The sequence below is a fragment of the Leucobacter sp. WKLB1 genome (genome assembly GCF_059696215.1).
Window position 1 is genome coordinate 2,191,209 of the sequence record NZ_AP046115.1, and the last position, 17,620, is coordinate 2,208,828.

Below are 17,620 nucleotides of genomic sequence, written 5' to 3' on the forward strand. Positions count from 1 at the left end.
CTCTTATGCAGGCATCACCGCGAACTCCGCAACGCATCCAGCTCATCACCGATGTTCCCGTGTGCTGGGAAGATCCACATACCTTGCGCTGGGGGTTTGAGCGACCTGTCGCCCGACTCCACTCCCCCAGCGCCGGCCAGCAACGGTTCGTGAGTGCCCTTCGTCGCGGCGTGGATGCGGACCGGCTCAGCATCGAGGCGATGATGGTCGGGGCCACCCTCGCAGATGCGCGCGCCGTCATCGACGCGCTTGCGCCGGTGACCGTCACTGTCGAACCTGTCTCAGGCGGGTCAGAGGTGCAGGCCGCGAACACTGACGCACGCGAGCTCCAATCGAGCGCCCTCAGAGCCGTCGTGTGCCAGGGCGCTCGCCCCTCACCCGCGCTGAAGTTCGGGTTGCTCGCGTGTGGCGTGCGCATCATCGCAGAATCCGAAGGAATCGACGATTCGAACTGGCTGAGGAACCCCTCCGCCAGAGTCAGTGGAGTATCGGACCGGAAAACCGCAACCGCGCACGCCGACACGGCAGCTGACCTCGCCATCGTCGTCGAACGGTACTGGGATCCGCTCGCGCGCGCCGATCGATGGGCGATGCGCGGCACTCCGCACCTGCTGGTTCGTTTTACTGACCGAGCAGTCGTCATCGGCCCACTCATCGTTGCCGGCCGCGGGCCCTGCCACACGTGTTTAACGCTGCATCGCGTCGCAGCCGACGGCGCCACTGCCGCATTAGCCGCCCAGCTTTCCGCATCTCCAGTTGCAAGCGAGCGCGGCGACGCCGCGGTGCTGGCGGCCGCGCACGTCGCCGACTACGTGCGCCGTTGGCTCGCGCACGACCCGTCAGTGCATCTGACGCAAACGCGTATCACCTGTCCCGAGGCCCTGCACCAGGCCAGCATCGATGTGGAAGCTGTCGCTGCCCATCCCGAGTGCCTCTGCACGTCGTCGCCGATATCGGCGACCGTTTCGCAAGCTCTTGATGCACCGCGAGAAGCCGTGAGCGGGTGACGCCTAACGCCCCGCGGCGACCATGCCGGCTTCCGCGATGAACCGTGAGGGCTGACGTCTCGCTCGCGCGCCGCCGGCGACGCCCGAGAGCCTCAACAGGTCACGCGCTCGAGTAAAGGCGACATAGCAGAGCCGACGCTCCTCGTCGATGGCGTCTTCAGTGTCAGCGTGCGCAATCGGCAACAGTCCCTCGCTCAGCCCGACCACGTGCACGAGCGACCACTCCAGCCCCTTTGCCGCATGGATCGCGCTCAAGGTGACCGCTTCGACCGTGGGTTCGTGCTGCATGCGCTGCCGCGCGAGCAACTCCTCGCTGAACTCGCGGATGCTCGTGCCCGGGGGCATTTCGTCGACCAGTCCGAGCAATGCGCCGAGCGCCTCCCATTTCTCTCGTTGCGCAGCGCCCTCCGGGGCTTTGGCGCTCCACCCTCCCGAGCGCAGCACGTCGCTGACGATCTGAAAGAGCGGCCGGCTATCGGCCACTTTCGCCTCGCCGCGAATGAGCATGACAGCCTGCCGCACGTCTGCGCGCTCGAAAAACCGCTGGGCACCGTGAACGCGAGAGCTGATCTCGAATTGGCGCAGGGCCTCCTCGATCCGGGCCGATTGCGCATTCGTGCGATACAGCACGGCGATCTCTGAGGCCGGCGTCCCCGAACGAATCGCTGCGGCGATCGACCCGGCGACGGCCGCGGCCTCGTCGTGCTCGGTGGCAAACCATTCGAATGTCGGGGCGGCCACGCCGCGGCCCTCTGCAGCGTCACGAGCAGCCCGCAGCGTCAGCGCCCCGGGGCGATCGCGCATCAATCGGTTGGCAATGCGCACGACCGGCTCCGTGGATCGATAGTTTCGTTCCAGGCGGATCTCGCGCGCCCGAGGGTACTCGCTGCGGAATCGAAGCAGGTACCCGCTCGACGCCCCGGCGAACGAGTAGATCGTCTGACTCGCATCGCCGACGACGCACAGATCGTCGCGGTCGCCGAGCCACACTTTGAGGAGCGCGTGCTGCAGCGGCGAGACATCCTGGTACTCGTCGACGGTGAAGAACCGGTAGCGCTCGCGCACCTGGAGCGCCGCTCGAGGCTCAGCCTCTAGCATGCCGGTCATGAGCACCAGCACGTCTTCGAAGTCGATCTGCCGTCGCTGTTCGAGCAGCGACGTGTATCCCCGGTGCACGTCGAGCAGCTGTTCCGCGGTCAAGCCTTGCGGAACGGGTCTGTGATCGAGTCGCTCGGCGTAGGCATCGATGCTCAGCATGCTGGTCTTGCGCCACTCGATTTCGGATGCCACGTCGCGGAGAGCCTCGCCCCCGAGTCGGAACCCAAGCGATTCGACGGTCTGCGACAGCGCCGCGACTTTTCCGGGCAGCATCTGCGGAGCCGCACCGCCGACCAGTTGCGGCCAGAAATGGTTCAATTGTGCGAGTGCGGCGCCGTGGAAGGTCTGCGCGCGCACACCGTCGGCACCCAATCCGCGAAGTCGCCCCTGCAGCTCCCCCGCAGCCTTGCGGGTGAACGTCACTGCGAGCACCCGTTCCGGATCGTACGCGCCCGTCCGCACGCCGTAGGCGATGCGATGCGTAATCGCGCGCGTCTTGCCCGTGCCCGCACCGGCGAGCACGGCGACCGGCCCGCGCAGGCTTTCGGCGATCTCTCGCTGCTCGGGGTCGAGCGCATCGAGAATCGCGTCAGCGTCAGTGCTCACGGATGTCCTGCGGGGTGCGGTCGTCGCCCTCGGCCACCCATCGATCGATCATCCAGCGGGCGATCGACAACGGCATCGGCAGCGTCAGATCGGGAGCTGGATGCTGCAACTCCGCGCGGGTGAACCACCGCAGCTCGGAAATTTCGGCCGGGTCGGCGACCAAATGCTGCGGGTCGACCCCGGCGGCGAGTCGTGCGCGGAATCCGAGCATGAGTGAGCGCGGGAAGGGCCACGGCTGCGAGGTCACATAGGTGATTCCGTCGAGCCGCACGCCCGATTCCTCGAACACTTCGCGGGCGACGGCGTGTTCGAGCGACTCGCCGGCTTCGACGAAGCCGGCGAGCAGTGAGAAGCGTCCGGTTTCCCAGAGTGCATTCGAGCCCAGCAGGATCCGGTCTTCGTGCTCGATCAGCACAATCACCGCGGGGTCGGTGCGCGGAAAGTGCTCCCCGCCACGCGCGTCGAGCCGAGCCCACCCGCCTTGCACTGGCGAAGTCAGCGATCCGTCACGCGGCGAGAAACTCCCCGCTTCATGCCAGCGGAGCAGCGCCGACGCGACCCCGATCGTCTCGCGTTCGGTATCGGAGAGTCGGGCCCCGACGAGAAACGGGTGCACCCACTGCGCCTCGGGGTGGCCGGTGAGCGATTCAGGAGCAGGTTCGCCTTCGTCACCAGTCTCCCCCGAGCCTTGCGCAGGAATCGCCCGCGCGAAGACCGGAGCTCCATCGATTCGCCCAACATAGACGTCGGGAATCGATTCAGAGGCCGAAGTGCCGGTCTCGCTTTCCGCTGCTCCGGGAACATCAAGTGCGCCCGGCACCGACCACGCGATTGTGACCGAGTCGTTCGTATCGAGAACCGGAATCTCGACACCGCGCATGAGCAGGAGTCGCGCGGAGGGATCCGACATCGCGGCGCGCAGCAGTTCCGGGTCGAGACGCGTGCCAGCGTCTCGGTCGAGCGCTCCGCTCGCCAGTGGTGGCCGATCCGAGGTCATGAATTCCCCTCTCGTGAGCGACCCCCGGCGACCGGGGATCGCTTCGCTGCTTAGAGTTGCCAGCGGGCTGCGACTCGGTGCGCGTGGCGCAGCGGCATGACCGTCGCGCGTGCATACCCTGAGTACATGGCCAGCATCCCTTTCACTCTAGCCGCGCTGTCGACCTCCGCGGTGCCGGGACTCACGGTGTTCGGCGTCCGCGAGTATGAAAACGACGATACGTTCGTCGCAGCGGTGGTCGTCACGGAGGATGCAGAATTGCTCGTGCGGGTGCCGCGCACTCAGCATGCGGAAGTGCAACAGTCTGCTGAGCTGCTGGGACTCGCGGCGCTCACCGACGGACCGCGCAGTCGTCTTCCGTTCGCTGTGCCGACCACGATGGGTTTGACTCGAGCCGGCGATTCTCGCGCGGTCGTGACCACGCACCTCGATGGCGCGCGGTTCTCGACCGGAGATCTCACCGACGACGCGATTTTGCTCGGCCCGATCGCCGAAGCCATCGCTGCCATCCATGAACTTCCGATCACGGTGGCCCAGAACGGGGGCCTGCCGGTGCGCACCGCGACCGATCTGCGGCTGCTCGCCACGCGCCTCGTCGATCGCGCAGACGCCACGCGATTGCTGCCGGAGACCGTGCGTCGCCGGTGGACGCACGTGCTCGAGACGGCGGATCTCTGGGACTTCACTCCGACGATGGTGCACGGTTCACTCGATGCCGAGCTCATGCGCGTGGAAGATGACCGGATCACCGCAGTGCTGGGGTGGTCGGAGTTGGCCGTTGGCGATCCCGCGTCGGATCTCGCGTGGTTGCTCGAGGGAAGCTCCGACGTGCTCGATGCAGTGATTGCACGCTATGCACGCGCGCGAAACAGCGAGTCGCTGGCTCATCTGCGGGCCCGAGCGGCGCTGTACCACGAGCTTGAGGTCGCGCGGTGGTTGCTCCACGGCACCGAATCGCATGATCAGGCAGTCATCGACGATGCCGTGACGATGCTCGACCGCCTGGTGGGCACGGGCGGCGCGCTCGGCGCTGCGTTCACCGCGGCGGTTGCGGCAGCGCCGCTCGACGCCGCCGAGGTCATCGCCTTGCTCTCGCAGACGCCGATCATCGACGAGGCGCACTCCGATACGGCGGCGTTCGAGGGTCTCGATGAGGATCGCATGTTCGGCGTCGACACCGACTTTATCGAGCCGCTCACCGAGCCCGGCGAATCTGCCGATTCAAGGGCCTCGGACACGACGGATGGCACCACGACCGACTCCGACACGGCAGCGACTAGCACCGATGCGCACGCGACCGATGTGATCGAGGGCATCACCGACGTGATCGACCCGCTCCCGGCGAGCGGGTCGATTACGGCCGATGATGATCATGATGCGCAGCTCACAGCACCCATCGACGATGACGATCTCCCCTCCGGCGCGCAGCGGTAGCGAGACGCTTTACACGGGCGACGGTCTCTCGATGACGCCGTCGCCCGTGAGACGCGATGCCGCGTCGAGCCAGATTTGTTCAAGTTCGGACAGGCTGCGAAGCGCGCCGCCGGTGAGTTCGACTCCCTCGGCGACATAGAACAGCGCAACATCAATGTGATCGGGTTCAATACCGGCCCACTGCGCATACGCGTGCCGATACAGGTCGAGCTGGAAGAACCGGGATGCGCGCTCGGCCTCAGTCCGCGGTGAGCGTCCGGATTTCCAGTCGACGACCTCGATGCGGCCATCATCGTGCGCATACACGGCGTCCAGTTTGCACACGAGCGTGCGGCCGGCGAACGGCAGCGTCACTTCCTGTTCGACTGCGATCGGGATGAGTGGCGACCACCGCGACTGCTCGAAGCGCTCGATGAGCGGCGCGAGCTCGGCCGCATCGGGGTCGTTTTCGTGCGGGTCGCTGTCGAGCGAGCGGCCCTGGTCCCAGACGAGGTCGTCGAGCCCGACGAGTGCCAGCTCAGTGCCGCGCGCCGTGGTGGCGCGTCGCTCGACCCACTCGTGGAAACGGTTGCCCACTCGGGTGCGTCGATACGGGCGCTGCGGAATCGGACGAAGTCTCGCGTGTTCTGCGGCCCGCGGATCTTCGACGAATTCGTGGAAGGTCGACGCGGTCAGTCGCTCTGCGGGTGGCGCCACCGCGGCCATCCCCCGTTCGGTCGCTGCTCGCTCGGCGAGCAGCAGACGAACTGCGGGGTCGATGTCATCGGCGTCTTCCGGGCTTCCCGCAGCCACTCCCGCAGCCACTCCCGCAGCCGCTCCCGCTACCGTGCCACGCGTATCCGCGTCGTTCTCGTCGCGCGCACCGCTCGCATCGCGCGCGTCCGCGCCGTCGAGCGCCGCACGCACTCGGTCAGCAGCGGCGAGCACGGCCGGCGTTCGCGTTCCGAGGGGGTCGAGCGGCCACTGCAGAGTGAGCTCTTCGCGTTCGCTCGGATCCGCGTCGTGCTGAGACTCCTCGGGGAGGCCGGCCAGTAGGCCGGCATCGACGAGCTCGACCATGAACGGTGACGGGGTGCGCTGCCGGATCTGGCCGCCCCAGAACGAACCGGTGAGCAGCAATCGATCGGCGGCGCGTGTGACGGCGACGTAGGCCAGCCTCCGCTCCTCGTCGAGGTGACGCGTTTTCAAAGCCTCGCGATACTCCGCGATGCGGTCGCGAAGCTCCTGCTGCGTCTCTGAGATGCGCCAGTTCAGCGTGGGTCGCGCCGACGCATCACCTCGCAACTCGTCAGGAATCTGACCGGTGCGCAGCCACCCGGCACCCGCGCGCGCGGAGCCCGGAAATTCTCCGGTGACGAACCGCGGAACGGCGACCAGATCCCATTCCAGCCCTTTGGATCCGTGCGCGGTGATGAGCTGCACGGTACCTGGAGCGGGTGCGGCAACGTGCTCCGCAGCATCATCGTTTTCAGTAGCGCGTTCGATCCATTCGAGCAGCGATGGCAGCGTGCCGAGCGTGTCGATCGCGAGGTATCCCTCGACCAGCGCGGTGAACGCATCAAGGTTGGCGTGCGCCGCTGAGTTGCCGGCATGCGGGCCTGCTTCATTGGCGTCGAGTTCGATATCGATGCGCAACGCGTGCACGGTCGCACCGATCAGTTCAGCAATACTGCCGCCGACGCTCTGACGCAACGTGGCAAGCATGCGCCCGGCATCACGTAGGCGCTCTCGACCGACTGCGCTGATGTTCGACAGCGCACGATGATCGAGTCCGCGCATGCCGGCGATCTGGTCGAGCGCGTCGATGAGGGTGTACGTACGGTCGGGGTCGGGAAGCACCCGGTCGGGCGCACGCTCCTCGGGGGTCAAGGGGCGCTGCGTCACGTCGCGCTCCCCGAACCAACGCGCGGCTTCCCGAAGCCCGGCGATGTCGGCAACTCCGATGCGGAAGCGGGGGCCGGTCAGCAACCGGATGAGCTCGCCACCAGCGTCTGCGTACCACAGGCAGCGCAGTGCGCTGACCACGTCGGTGACTTCAGGGGTCGACAGCAGGCCGCCGAGACCGACGATGCGCGCCGGCACGCCGACCTCCGCGAGCGCGGCGGCAAACGCCGCCATCGACCCGCGCGTGCGAAAGATCACTGCGGCGGTGGGAAGTTCGCCATACTCTTCGACGTGCTTCAGCCGTGCGTCGCGCAGCCATTCGGCGACCGCAACACGTTCCTCGTGCACCGTCTCGGGATATCGCCATTCCACGCCACCGCTTCCGGCTCCGGGCCGAGGCGCCAGCACCGGGACGTCGATGAGCGATTCGGCTGCGAGCGGACGCGCAATGGCGTTCGCGATATCGAGTACAGATTTCGGGTTGCGCCAGCTCGTGGAGAGTGTCAGGGTCGCCGGCTCAGATCGCAGTGCTCTCTCCGGTTCGCGACGGTCTCCCCCGGCGATTTTCCGAGGAGCAAAATCAGCATGGAACGATTGCAGCCCCTCAGCGGAGGCGCCGCGCCACCCGTAAATAGACTGATGCGGGTCGCCGACGGCCATAACCGACCCTCCCGAAAAAATTCGTGAGAGGAAGCGCGTCTGGCCGACCGACGTATCTTGCACTTCATCGAGCAGCACCACTCGGTGCCGACGGCGAAGCACTCGCCGTGCCTCCCGCGACTGCTCGATCGCCTCAGTGGCAAGCGCCAACTGGTCGGAGAACTCGATAACCCCGCGCTGTTGCTTCTCGGCGGCATACGCTCGGGCCAGGCGGGTGATGAGCGGGGTTTCGCCGAGGCTCGCCACGGCGTCTCGCACCGGCGCGTACTGCTTGCCGCTCGGCTCGCGCCCGATCTCGTTCTCGTTGTACGGGAGGTGAATAACCCGCCTGAACTCTTCGACCACCCGGTCGACACGGTCGAGCGAGGTGAGGTTGTCCGCGACCGCGTGGTCGAGTGCGAGCATGTGACGAACCAGTTCAGGCACCCGCAACTCGCTGTCAACGAGCGCAGGATCGCGACTCGTGAGCACGACCTCGCGTGCGATGCGCCAGGCCGTCGCTTCATCGATCACCGATGGTCCAGGTGCTATCCCGGCAGCGATGCCGAATTCTTGCAGCACTCCGGCTGCGAACGCGTTGTAGGTGCTGACCTCTGGAATCTCGAGCCCGTCGGCGAGCAGCGCTTGGAGTTCACCGGCCCGCTCGATTTCACCGGGTTCGAGCGCGCCGCGTTCCTCGGAATCGCGCAATCGCTCTGCAAACACTGCCAAGCGCATCGAGATGCGCTCGCGCAACTCACCTGCGGCTTTGCGAGTGAAGGTGAGGCCCAGCACCTCGTCGGGGGCGGCGAGACCGTTCGCCACGAGCCAGACGACGCGATTGGCCATCGTCTCGGTCTTGCCGCTGCCGGCGCCCGCGACGACCAGCGTCGAACTGCCGAGCGGGTGCTCGATCACACCGCGTTGCTCGGCCGTTGGCACCAGTGGAGTCGACGGAGGTACCGCGAGGATTTCCGCGATACGGGTCGCGGAGAACACCGGTTCGCGTTGTGCGGCAGCGGTCATGCGCGGCTCACCGCCGGGATCACGTGCAGGCGGCAGTTGCCCGGCTGGTGCGGGTCTGAGCAGTGGTGTTCGACACGTGCGGTGAAGCTCCCGCCCGCCATCACACGGGCGACCGCCGACACCCGTTCCGCAAAGGCTTCGCGGGCTTCGTCTGTGAGCGGCTGCTGCACACGCTCGATGAACCCCTTCTGCTTCGCCGCGTCTGGATGCACGTACAGCAGACGCGCGCCACCGCTGCGCGCTGCCCCGGTCTCGAATGCACCGAGCAGCACCCCGAGCTGATAGGCCTGCAACTGCGCGTGCTGTTCTGCAGCCGGACCGCTCGGGGCCGTGCGCCCGGTTTTCAGGTCGAGCACGGTCACTTCTTCTGCGCCATCAGCGGTCTCCCGTCGTTCCAAACGGTCGGCGATGCCACGCAATTCAGCGCGGTCGATGCGCACCTTGAATGCCGCCTCGGTTCCGATGAGCTGGCGATCTGATGTCGTGAACTCCTGGAGGTAGGCGGCGAGCCCGGCGGTCATCGCGCGCGCGAGACGCTCGGTGCGTTCGGATTCCCAGGGGGCGACGAACGGCAGCTTCGCCCACTCCTGCTGCACGATTTCCAGGAGCGCATCGGGGTCGGGCTCGGTCGCCGTTTCGAATGCATGGTGCAGCAGTGTGCCGAGGCTCGCCTGGACGCTGCCCGATCCACCGCCCAGACTGGAGACTGCCCAATCGAGTGGGCACGTCTCGGCGCGTTCGAGCTGCGATGGGCTGACACCGACCGTCGCGTCAGGGTCGGCTTCGAGGTCGGTGAGCGGCGCGCTGGTGCTCGGGGGGCGCACTCCGTACCAGTCATCAGGGTGTGCCCCCGGCACCTCCGCGCGCGCCAGCGCGACGAGCGTCGAATGCGCCTCGGTATCGTCTGCATCCGTGACCACGCGGCGACGCATGGCCGCCACCTGCCCACGCAGCGTCAGGCGCGTGCTGGGCAACCCGACGACCGAGTGCTCACGACCGAGCCCGAAGAATGCGCTGGGATGCTGCTGCTCGTCGCCGATCGCGACCACCAGCAGTTCGCCGCGAGCCCGCGCACAGCTGTGGGCGAACAGACGCATCTCGTCGTGCATCGTGTCGCGTCGGGAAGGCGAGGTTGCAGCCGCACCGCGCAGCCAGCGTTCGAGGGCTGCCGTGCCCAGCAGCGAGCCGCGCGAGCGCAAATTGGGCCACGCGCCGTCTTGCACCCCGACCACCGCAACGATCAAGAATTCGCGCCCGATCGCTCCTTGTGGGGTCGTGACGGTGACTGCGGCGCGCTGGCTGCGCTGCGCCAGCGAGTCTTCGGGCACGGTACTTTCGAGCACATCGCTCAGCAGCGCGTCGACCGGCTGAGCACTCGCCGACTCCTCGTGTCGCTGCAGGGTGTAGAAGAGGCCCATCACCGCATCGAGTGAGCGGTGGGCGTCGTCGGCCCGTGCGCCTCGCGCTTCTAACGCATCGGCCTGCCATTTGGGCGCGAGTCGCGTGCCGTCCCACACCGCCCAGAGCGTTTCGCGAGCCGTGCCTCCGGCCTCGCGCACGCGCGTCGCCGCCTGGGCGATCAGACCGAGACGGCGCAGCGTGCGACCGCCGGCGCTGTCGACGAGGGGTGTCGCACTGGGAAACGCGAACGCATCGAGCACGAGCGCGTCGATGGGCTCGGGCGCCCGCGATTCAGCAGAAGCGTCTCGGCGCTCTTGGAGCAGCAGTGCGCCGCGCAGTCGACGCACGGCGACCGGATCGAGGCCACCGATGACCCCGCCCGCCAGCCGCATGATCTCGTCTGCCGTAAGCGATCGAAGGCCCAGTGCGTGCTGCAGCAACTCGACGAGTTCTCGGACGATCCGATGTTCGCGCAGGACAAGCCCCCCGGAAGCGATACCCGTGGGCACTTGGTGCACCGCAAGCGCGCGAGCGACGCGCATCGCCTCGCCTCGACTGCGACAGATCACCGCCATATCGTTCCAGTCGACGGCTGACCCGCCGTCGAGCCCGAGATGTCGCGCGCGCAGTCGGTGCGCGATGATGCCGAGCTGCTCAGCCGGCGACTCGGCACGGGCGAACTGCACCGCATTCGTCATCGCCGCGGCTGCGGCGTCCGCTGCGCACGGAGACCCTGCGGACGCAGTCGTCTCGGGCGATGCCGCCTCAGCGGCCCGCTGCGCGCCGACACCGGCTGCACCGATGCGATCGGTGAGCGACCGAACGAACCCCCGCAATGTTGGGTGCTGCCGATGCACCAGATCGAGTGTCACGCACACTTCATCAGGCACGCCGGCCGCAGCACGTGATCGCAGTCGCTCGGGTGTGATGCGTCGAGACAGTGCCGCGTCGACGCCGGCGAGCACCCCTGCGCGCTCGCCCTGAAAGGCCCCTGTGGCGATGTCTGGGTCGCCGAACACGACGATGCTGCTCCCGGCTTCGGCGCACGCCGCAAGCAACGCGAGCGGCCCTTCGCCGAGCTCTTGCGCGTCATCGACGAGGATCAGGCGCGGCACCGCGAATGCCTGCGCCGAAGCGAGTGCGTCCGACCGCATACCGTGGGCTCGAATCGCTGCTCCGGCTGCGCGGAGCAACCCGCTGGCGCTCGACTCCCCCGCACGCGTGGAACGAAGCCGGTGCTCGACCGCGTCGATGAGCCGCGCGGCGACCCTCCAACGCGATGCGAGTTCGGCGTCGGGGGCCAACGAGTACGCCGAGTCGCTCGCAGCGGCACCGTCGAGCGTTGCGAGCAGCTCCGATGGCTGCAGCCCGTAGTCGTCGAGCACGCGCCCCAGATCGCGCAGCTCGGCACGAAACGAGGCGGTCGCGAGCACTTCCGGAATCAGACCAGCGGCCGCCGCCGCGGCAGGGGCATCGATCGCAGCGATCACCTCGGCGACCACCTCGTCGTGCACGGTGCCGGTCAAGAGACGCGGGGCCTCGGTGCCGGCAATCGCGTGTTCACGGGCGAGCACGGCGAACCCGAAAGACGCCGCGGTGCGCACGGGGGTGCCGCCGATGGCACGACCGATGCGACGCTCGACCCGGGCCCGCAAATCGGCGGCCACGAGGCGGTTCGGGGCGATCGCCAACACATCGCCTTCGCCCCACCCTTCACGCTCGTGCGCCTGGCAGAACGCTTCGACGAGCACCAGTGTCTTGCCGCTGCCGGGAGCACCGAGTACGCGGGCGTGCTGCCCGGATTCGAGGTGCGTCACGAGATCGCGTGCGCGCACCTGCGACGGGTCGAATTCGGTCATATCGTCAGCCTACTGAGCACCGCTGACAATCTCGGTGCACCCGCTGCGAGGCGACCGACCAGCGTGCTGCGGACGGTGATCGTCGGGAGCGTCGGTGCGCTGCTGGCGAACGCGCCGCTTCACCGGGCCGGCTCATAGCGCGCCGCCCGTAGACTCGATTTCAGACTCATGTGGCGATCCCGCCACCGCACTTTCAGGAGGCCCCGTGGAAATCCGCATCGGTATCAAGCACTCTCCCCGTGAACTCGCGTTCGACACCGACGCGAGTGCAGATCAGGTGCGCAGCAGCATCGAAGACGCCGCGTCGAAGGGCGACGCGCTCGTGTCGTTCTCGGACGTCAAGGGCCATCAGTACCTGGTGAACGCAGAGTCGATCACCTACGTGGAGCTCGGCGGCGAAGGCGGTCGCAAGGTCGGCTTCATCAGCTGACGCGCTCGTCGCGATCGCCCGAGACCTGACGTCTCACCACGTCGCTGCCCGGTGAACCCTCGAGGTTCACCGGGCAGCGACGTTTCGCGGAATGATCCGCCTACCCGCGCAGTGCGTCGCGCACCGCGTCGAGCAGTTCGTCGGCGACGTCGCGCTTGCTGCCAGAGGCCACGGCGGCGCGCTCGCCGTCGTCGGCGAGCAGATGCAGCGTATTCTCGGTGGATTCGAATCCGGCGTCCCAACTGACCGCGTTCACGGCGAGCAGGTCGACGCCCTTGCGCGCGAGCTTGCGACGACCTCGCTCGAGCAATTCGTCTTCGCTCTCCGCCGTTTCGGCGGCAAACCCGACGATGATCTGCCCGGGCCGCCGCTCATGCACCAGCCCGACGAGGATGTCGGGGTTTTCGACGAGTTCGAGCACGGGAGCCGAGCCGGGCGCGTCTTCCTTGCGGATCTTATGATCGGCGACGTTCGCGACACGGTAATCGGCGACGGCCGCGGCCATGATGATGACTTCGGCACCCGCGGCGGCGGCGCGAGCAGCCGTCTCGAGTTCGGCGGTCGTGCCGACCGGCACCACGCGCACGGCGGCCCGATCTCGCACCTCGTCGAGCACGGCGTCGTCGATGTTGGCGGCGAGGAGCACCACCTTCGCTCCACGATCCGCTGCAGCGGCGGCAACGGCGACCCCCTGGCGGCCGCTCGAACGGTTGCCCAGGTAGCGCACCGGGTCGATGGGTTCCCGGGTTCCCCCGGCGGTCACGAGAATGCGCAGCCCCGCCAGGTCCGGAGTGTGGACGGCGCCCGACGTATCGATGCGCGCCGAGTCGAATGCCTCGGCAGCCGTGGTCTCGAGGGGCGGTTCCGGCGCGATCGTCGGTGCGGCAACCGTCGGCGGCGCGTCGATGACGTCTGGGTGATCCGGCGCATCGGTCGCCTCAGCCGCATCGTCGACCTCGATCGCACCCGATAAGAGTTCGCGCACGCGAGCGGCGATGGTGTCGGGCTCGCTCATGCGCCCCGGCCCGGTATCGGCGCCGGTCAGCCGCCCCGACTCCGGCCCCACGAAGTGCACGCCGCGCGATCGCAGAATCGCCACGTTGTCTTGCGTCGCCGGGTGCTGCCACATCTCCGTGTGCATTGCGGGCGCCACGAGCACCGGCGCACGGGTCGCGAGCAGCGTGGTGCCGAGCAGGTCATCGGCGAGGCCCGCGGTCATGCGCGCGAGGGTGTTCGCGGTCGCGGGCGCCACGACGACCAGGTCTGCGTGCTGGCCGAGCGCCACATGGCGCACCTCGGGAACATCCTCGTGCACGGACGTCGTCACCGGATTGCGGCTGATCGCCTCCCACGTCGGCTTTCCGACGAACTTCAGGGCGTCTTCCGTCGGCACGACATGCACCTCGTGCCCCTCCTCGACCAGGGTCCGGGCGAGCAGCACAACCTTGTACGCGGCGATGCCGCCGGTGACTCCGAGCACGATGTTCATGGGGCCATCCTCCCATCCCCGCACCGAAACGGGATACGACGCGACCGAGATCAGACTCGCCGCTCGAGCAGCACCATGACTTCGAGGTGGTTCGTGTGTGGAAACATGTCGAAGACGCGCGCGCTGCGCACCGACCATGACGGCATGGCCGCGAGATCGCGCGCGAGGCTTTCGGGATTGCAGCTCGAATAGATGACACGCTGCGCGGGCGCTGCCTCGAGCCACTCCGCGAGCTGCGCGCCGATGCCGCGGCGCGGCGGGTTCACGATGACGGTGTGCGGGATCTGCTCCGCCGGTGCGGCGAGCGCGTAGGCGGTGGCATCGGCGACCACGAAGTCGGCTTCGATCTCGGCGTCCGCGGCGCTGCGTCGGGCCGACTCGATCGCCGACGCACTGATTTCGACACCCTGCACGCGAGGCACTGCCGCGTCGGTGCGCGACGACCGGAGCGCGTCTCGGGCGGCGGTCGCGCAGTGAAGCGCGAACCCGCCGACACCGCAGTAGAGGTCCCAGATCGATGCGGGCCGCTCGGCGACCACCCACTCGGCCGCCTGAGCGTAAAGTGCGCGGGCCACCGACGTATTCGTCTGGAAGAAGCTCTGCGGTCGGAGGTGCAGTGACACTTCGCCGAGCTCCATCTCGAGCGATGATCCGAGCAGCAGCTCCTCGCGCTCGCCTTCCAGCACTGCCTTGTGCTCGGGCAGCAGGTTCACGCTGACCACGGCGGCACGCGGCACGCGGCGCAGCAGGTCCGGGAGAGCCTTGCGCAGCGTCTGCAGCGCTTGCTGCGTGCGCACGACGAAGCGCAGCATCAGCGCTCCCGAGGGCGCCAGCGTGAGATGCACGAACTTCAGCTCTCCGCGCTTCGTCGGAACGTCGTAGGGCGCGAGTCGGGTGGCTTCGAGAAACGCTCCGAGCGGCGGGATCGCCTCGCGGATTCCGGGCTCCTGGATCAGGCAGTCGCGCAGGTCGACGCCTCGCCCGTCTCGCCCGAGGATGCCGAGCGTCACGTGACCCGCGGTTCCGCCGACGACGAGCTTCGCCTTGTTGCGGAAGTCGGCGACTCCCCCGGCAACGCTCGGCAGCCACTGCGCTTCGGCGACCTGCGGCAGCAGCTCGCGGCACCGCCGCTCCTTATCGGTGAGCTGTTTCGGGTACGGCGTTTCGATGAGCGCGCACGATCGGCAGCGCCCGGCCTCGAAGTAGGCGCAGTGCGGAACGGTCAGCATGGTCGCCTCAGGCGGTCAGCCCCAGCCCGTCCATGCGGCGGATGTGATCGGCGATGAGCTCGGTGAAGACCGGCTCGACCTCGCTTGCGACGAACGGACGGTGGTCGCTGAGCGACAGCACCGCACGCGACACGAGCAGGGTGTCGCCCACGAGGCGGCGCCCCCAGAGCGCGAGCCAACTCGCGAGCTCCGCATCGGCGGCGAGGGCCTCTTCGAGCAGGGACTTCAACTCGGGTCGACCGGTGTCGTTGCTCAGGATCGCGATGGCCTCGGTGCGATACCCGTCGCTCAGCCCGCCCGCAAGGCTCGCGAAGAAATCGTCAAACAGCCCGCCGACGAGGTAGAGCGACAGCACGTGCTGGTGCCAGTCGTCGGCATCGATGCGCTCGACGTACGAGTCGATCACCGTCGAGAACGGTTCCATGACGATGTGGGGCTCATGCCCGCGCTCACGAATCTCGTTCGTGAGCTGCTGATGCTTCGCGAGTGTCTGCCCGGCAACGCGCGCCAGCACATCCTTCGCTTTGAGCGAGGGCGCCCCTGAAACCGCGCGCGTAGCGGCCTCGTAGAGCTCGAGCTGCAGATAGGCGGTCAGCCCAAGAAACGGCAGGATCGCGGGAGCGAACTCGGCGAGCTCGACGCGCTCGGTGTCGCTGTCGTCACCGCGCGAGCGCAGTTTGCGCTGCGGAGCGCTCTTTCGGCGCAGTCCTTTGATCCACTCGAACACCCTGTCAGCTTACCGTCGCCACCGGGATGCCCTGGAATAGACTGACCGGGAACGACCACAACGCCAGGGCCACCGGAGCCCCGGCCGCTGCGCTCTATCGAATCGCGCGCGCAGCACCGCACCGATCGAACAGGACGCACTATGACCACATTCCTCGAACTCGGCGTCGATCAGGATCTCGTCGATGCGCTCTCCGGGGAAGGCATCGTCGATGCCTTCCCCATCCAGGAGCAGACGATCCCGCTCGCCATCACCGGGCAAGACATCATCGGCCAGGCCAAGACGGGCACCGGCAAGACCTTCGGCTTCGGGTTGCCCGTGCTGCAGCGCATCGGCACCGACCCAGCACCGGGCGTGCAGGCGCTCGTCGTCGTGCCGACCCGCGAGCTCGCGGTGCAGGTCTATGAAGATCTCGAACTCGCCGCGAAAAATCGCGCAGCGACCGTGGTGCCGATCTACGGCGGCAAGGCCTACGAAGGGCAAATCGAGCAGCTGAAGGCGGGGGCGCAGATCGTCGTCGGCACCCCCGGCCGTCTGCTCGATCTCGCGAATCAGCGCCTGCTCGATCTCGGCAAGGTGCGCGAGATGGTGCTCGACGAGGCCGACAAGATGCTCGATCTCGGATTCCTCGCCGACATCGAGAAGCTGTTCTCGCTGACGCCCCCGACGCGTCACACGATGCTGTTCTCCGCGACGATGCCCGGCACGATCGTGACGCTGGCACGTCGCTTCATGTCGAACCCCATCCACATCCGCGCGTCTGACCCGGATGAGGGCGCGGCGCAGGCCAACATCGAGCACATCATCTATCGCGCGCACTCGCTCGACAAAGACGAGGTGATCGGCCGCATTCTGCAGGCCGAGGGCCGGGGCAAGACCGTAGTCTTCATGCGCACGAAGCGCGCGGCGGCAAAGCTTCAGGAGGAGCTCGTCGATCGCGGCTTCTCCGCGGCTTCGGTGCACGGAGATCTGAACCAGGAGCAGCGCGAGCGCGCGATGGCCTCCTTCAAGGCTGGCAAGAAGGACATCCTCATCGCCACCGATGTCGCCGCCCGCGGCATCGACGTCGACGATGTGACGCACGTGATCAATCACACCGTGCCCGATGACGAGAAGACCTACCTGCACCGCGTCGGCCGTACCGGCCGCGCGTGTCGCACCGGCATCGCGGTCACCTTCGTGGACTGGGATGACCTGCACAAGTGGGCACTCATCAACAAAGCGCTCGAGTTCGGCGTGCCCGACCCGGTTGAGACCTACTCGTCATCACCGCACCTCTTCGCCGACCTCAAGATTCCCGAGGGGTCGAAGGGCCGACTCAAGGCCACCCCGGTCAAGGAGCGCGCTCCGCGCGAGCGCACCGGCGGACGCGGTGAGCGCGGCGGACGCAGCGAGCGCGGTGAGCGCACCGGCGGCTCGGGATCGACCGACGGACTGCCGGCCGACGGCGACGGGGTCAGCACGAGCACTCGCACGCGCCGCCGCACCCGCAGCGCGAATCCGCATGGCCGTGGCCGTCATGAGGGCCACAGCCATGAGCAGCACGGTCACGATACCGAGGGCGGCGGCGAGCCCGGTGCCCCGTTGACGCCGGCCGACGCACTCGCTGCATCGGGCGAGACCGCGGCCCCGAAGCGTCGTCGCCGTCGTCGCCGCAGTGGCGGCGCAAACGCATCGAGCACGGCAAACGCTGCGAGTTCAGATTCATCCGTGTCCACCGGTTCATCGCAGGAAGTAAGTTCAGAGAGCTAGTCGATCGCCAGCTCAGGAGACGGTCGTTCCGTCTCCTGTGCG

11 protein-coding genes are annotated in these 17,620 nt (G+C 67.7%); 4 read left to right on the top strand and 7 right to left on the bottom strand.

Annotated features, from left to right (window positions below; all coding sequences use genetic code 11):
- Window positions 1–149 precede the first annotated feature (149 nt).
- On the top strand, window positions 150–1,007 hold the full coding sequence (locus tag ACZF5Y_RS09945) for a hypothetical protein (protein WP_497532510.1): 858 nt from the start codon (window positions 150–152) through the stop codon (window positions 1,005–1,007).
- Window positions 1,008–1,010: 3 nt separating this feature from the next.
- Here the strand turns inward: ACZF5Y_RS09945 and ACZF5Y_RS09950 are convergent, their stop codons facing one another.
- Window positions 1,011–2,711 (bottom strand): ATP-dependent helicase, encoded by a 1,701-nt coding sequence (locus ACZF5Y_RS09950; protein WP_497532511.1) that lies wholly within the window; start codon window positions 2,709–2,711, stop codon window positions 1,011–1,013.
- Window positions 2,701–3,708, bottom strand: a complete 1,008-nt coding sequence (gene nudC, locus ACZF5Y_RS09955; protein ID WP_497532512.1) for an NAD(+) diphosphatase — start codon at window positions 3,706–3,708, stop codon at window positions 2,701–2,703. Before nudC ends, ACZF5Y_RS09950 begins: the two co-directional genes overlap by 11 nt.
- A 126-nt stretch (window positions 3,709–3,834) precedes the next feature.
- Between nudC and ACZF5Y_RS09960 the strand changes: the two genes are divergently transcribed.
- Window positions 3,835–5,142, top strand: a complete 1,308-nt coding sequence (locus tag ACZF5Y_RS09960) for a phosphotransferase (protein WP_497532513.1) — start codon at window positions 3,835–3,837, stop codon at window positions 5,140–5,142.
- A 9-nt stretch (window positions 5,143–5,151) separates the two neighbouring features.
- On the opposite strand, the gene ACZF5Y_RS09965 is transcribed toward ACZF5Y_RS09960, so the two are convergent.
- Complete coding sequence (locus tag ACZF5Y_RS09965) at window positions 5,152–8,691, bottom strand: ATP-dependent helicase (protein ID WP_497532514.1); 3,540 nt, start codon at window positions 8,689–8,691, stop codon at window positions 5,152–5,154.
- The gene (locus ACZF5Y_RS09970) at window positions 8,688–11,951 is read right to left on the bottom strand and encodes a PD-(D/E)XK nuclease family protein (RefSeq protein WP_497532515.1); all 3,264 of its coding nucleotides are present in this window, start codon (window positions 11,949–11,951) and stop codon (window positions 8,688–8,690) included. The genes ACZF5Y_RS09965 and ACZF5Y_RS09970 overlap by 4 nt, the downstream gene beginning before the upstream one ends.
- Before the next feature lie 205 nt (window positions 11,952–12,156).
- Here ACZF5Y_RS09970 and ACZF5Y_RS09975 point away from each other — a divergent pair, with 205 nt between their 5' ends.
- Entirely contained in the window at window positions 12,157–12,381 is a 225-nt protein-coding gene (locus ACZF5Y_RS09975; RefSeq protein WP_497532516.1) for a DUF3107 domain-containing protein, read from the top strand.
- 100 nt (window positions 12,382–12,481) lie between these two features.
- Here the strand turns inward: ACZF5Y_RS09975 and ACZF5Y_RS09980 are convergent, their stop codons facing one another.
- The 3 genes from ACZF5Y_RS09980 to ACZF5Y_RS09990 are packed head-to-tail and all read right to left on the bottom strand — an operon-like array spanning window position 12,482 to window position 15,826.
- The gene (locus ACZF5Y_RS09980) at window positions 12,482–13,870 is read right to left on the bottom strand and encodes a bifunctional phosphopantothenoylcysteine decarboxylase/phosphopantothenate synthase (RefSeq protein WP_497532517.1); all 1,389 of its coding nucleotides are present in this window, start codon (window positions 13,868–13,870) and stop codon (window positions 12,482–12,484) included.
- A gap of 50 nt (window positions 13,871–13,920) precedes the next feature.
- The gene (locus ACZF5Y_RS09985; RefSeq protein WP_497532518.1) at window positions 13,921–15,099 is read right to left on the bottom strand and encodes a methyltransferase domain-containing protein; all 1,179 of its coding nucleotides are present in this window, start codon (window positions 15,097–15,099) and stop codon (window positions 13,921–13,923) included.
- A 7-nt stretch (window positions 15,100–15,106) separates the two neighbouring features.
- Complete coding sequence (locus ACZF5Y_RS09990) at window positions 15,107–15,826, bottom strand: ferritin-like fold-containing protein (protein ID WP_497532519.1); 720 nt, start codon at window positions 15,824–15,826, stop codon at window positions 15,107–15,109.
- Between the two features lie 141 nt (window positions 15,827–15,967).
- Here ACZF5Y_RS09990 and ACZF5Y_RS09995 point away from each other — a divergent pair, with 141 nt between their 5' ends.
- Window positions 15,968–17,578, top strand: a complete 1,611-nt coding sequence (locus ACZF5Y_RS09995; protein ID WP_497532520.1) for a DEAD/DEAH box helicase — start codon at window positions 15,968–15,970, stop codon at window positions 17,576–17,578.
- Window positions 17,579–17,620: the final 42 nt, after the last annotated feature.

Excerpts from the sequence above, each read along its gene's own strand:
- nudC (WP_497532512.1), bottom strand. The coding sequence starts at position 3,708 with ATGACCTCGGATCGGCCACCACTGGCGAGCGGAGCGCTCGACCGAGAC.
- ACZF5Y_RS09960 (WP_497532513.1), top strand. The coding sequence starts at position 3,835 with ATGGCCAGCATCCCTTTCACTCTAGCCGCGCTGTCGACCTCCGCGGTG.
- ACZF5Y_RS09965 (WP_497532514.1), bottom strand. The coding sequence starts at position 8,691 with ATGACCGCTGCCGCACAACGCGAACCGGTGTTCTCCGCGACCCGTATC.
- ACZF5Y_RS09970 (WP_497532515.1), bottom strand. The coding sequence starts at position 11,951 with ATGACCGAATTCGACCCGTCGCAGGTGCGCGCACGCGATCTCGTGACG.
- ACZF5Y_RS09980 (WP_497532517.1), bottom strand. The coding sequence starts at position 13,870 with ATGAACATCGTGCTCGGAGTCACCGGCGGCATCGCCGCGTACAAGGTT.
- ACZF5Y_RS09985 (WP_497532518.1), bottom strand. The coding sequence starts at position 15,099 with ATGCTGACCGTTCCGCACTGCGCCTACTTCGAGGCCGGGCGCTGCCGA.
- ACZF5Y_RS09995 (WP_497532520.1), top strand. The coding sequence starts at position 15,968 with ATGACCACATTCCTCGAACTCGGCGTCGATCAGGATCTCGTCGATGCG.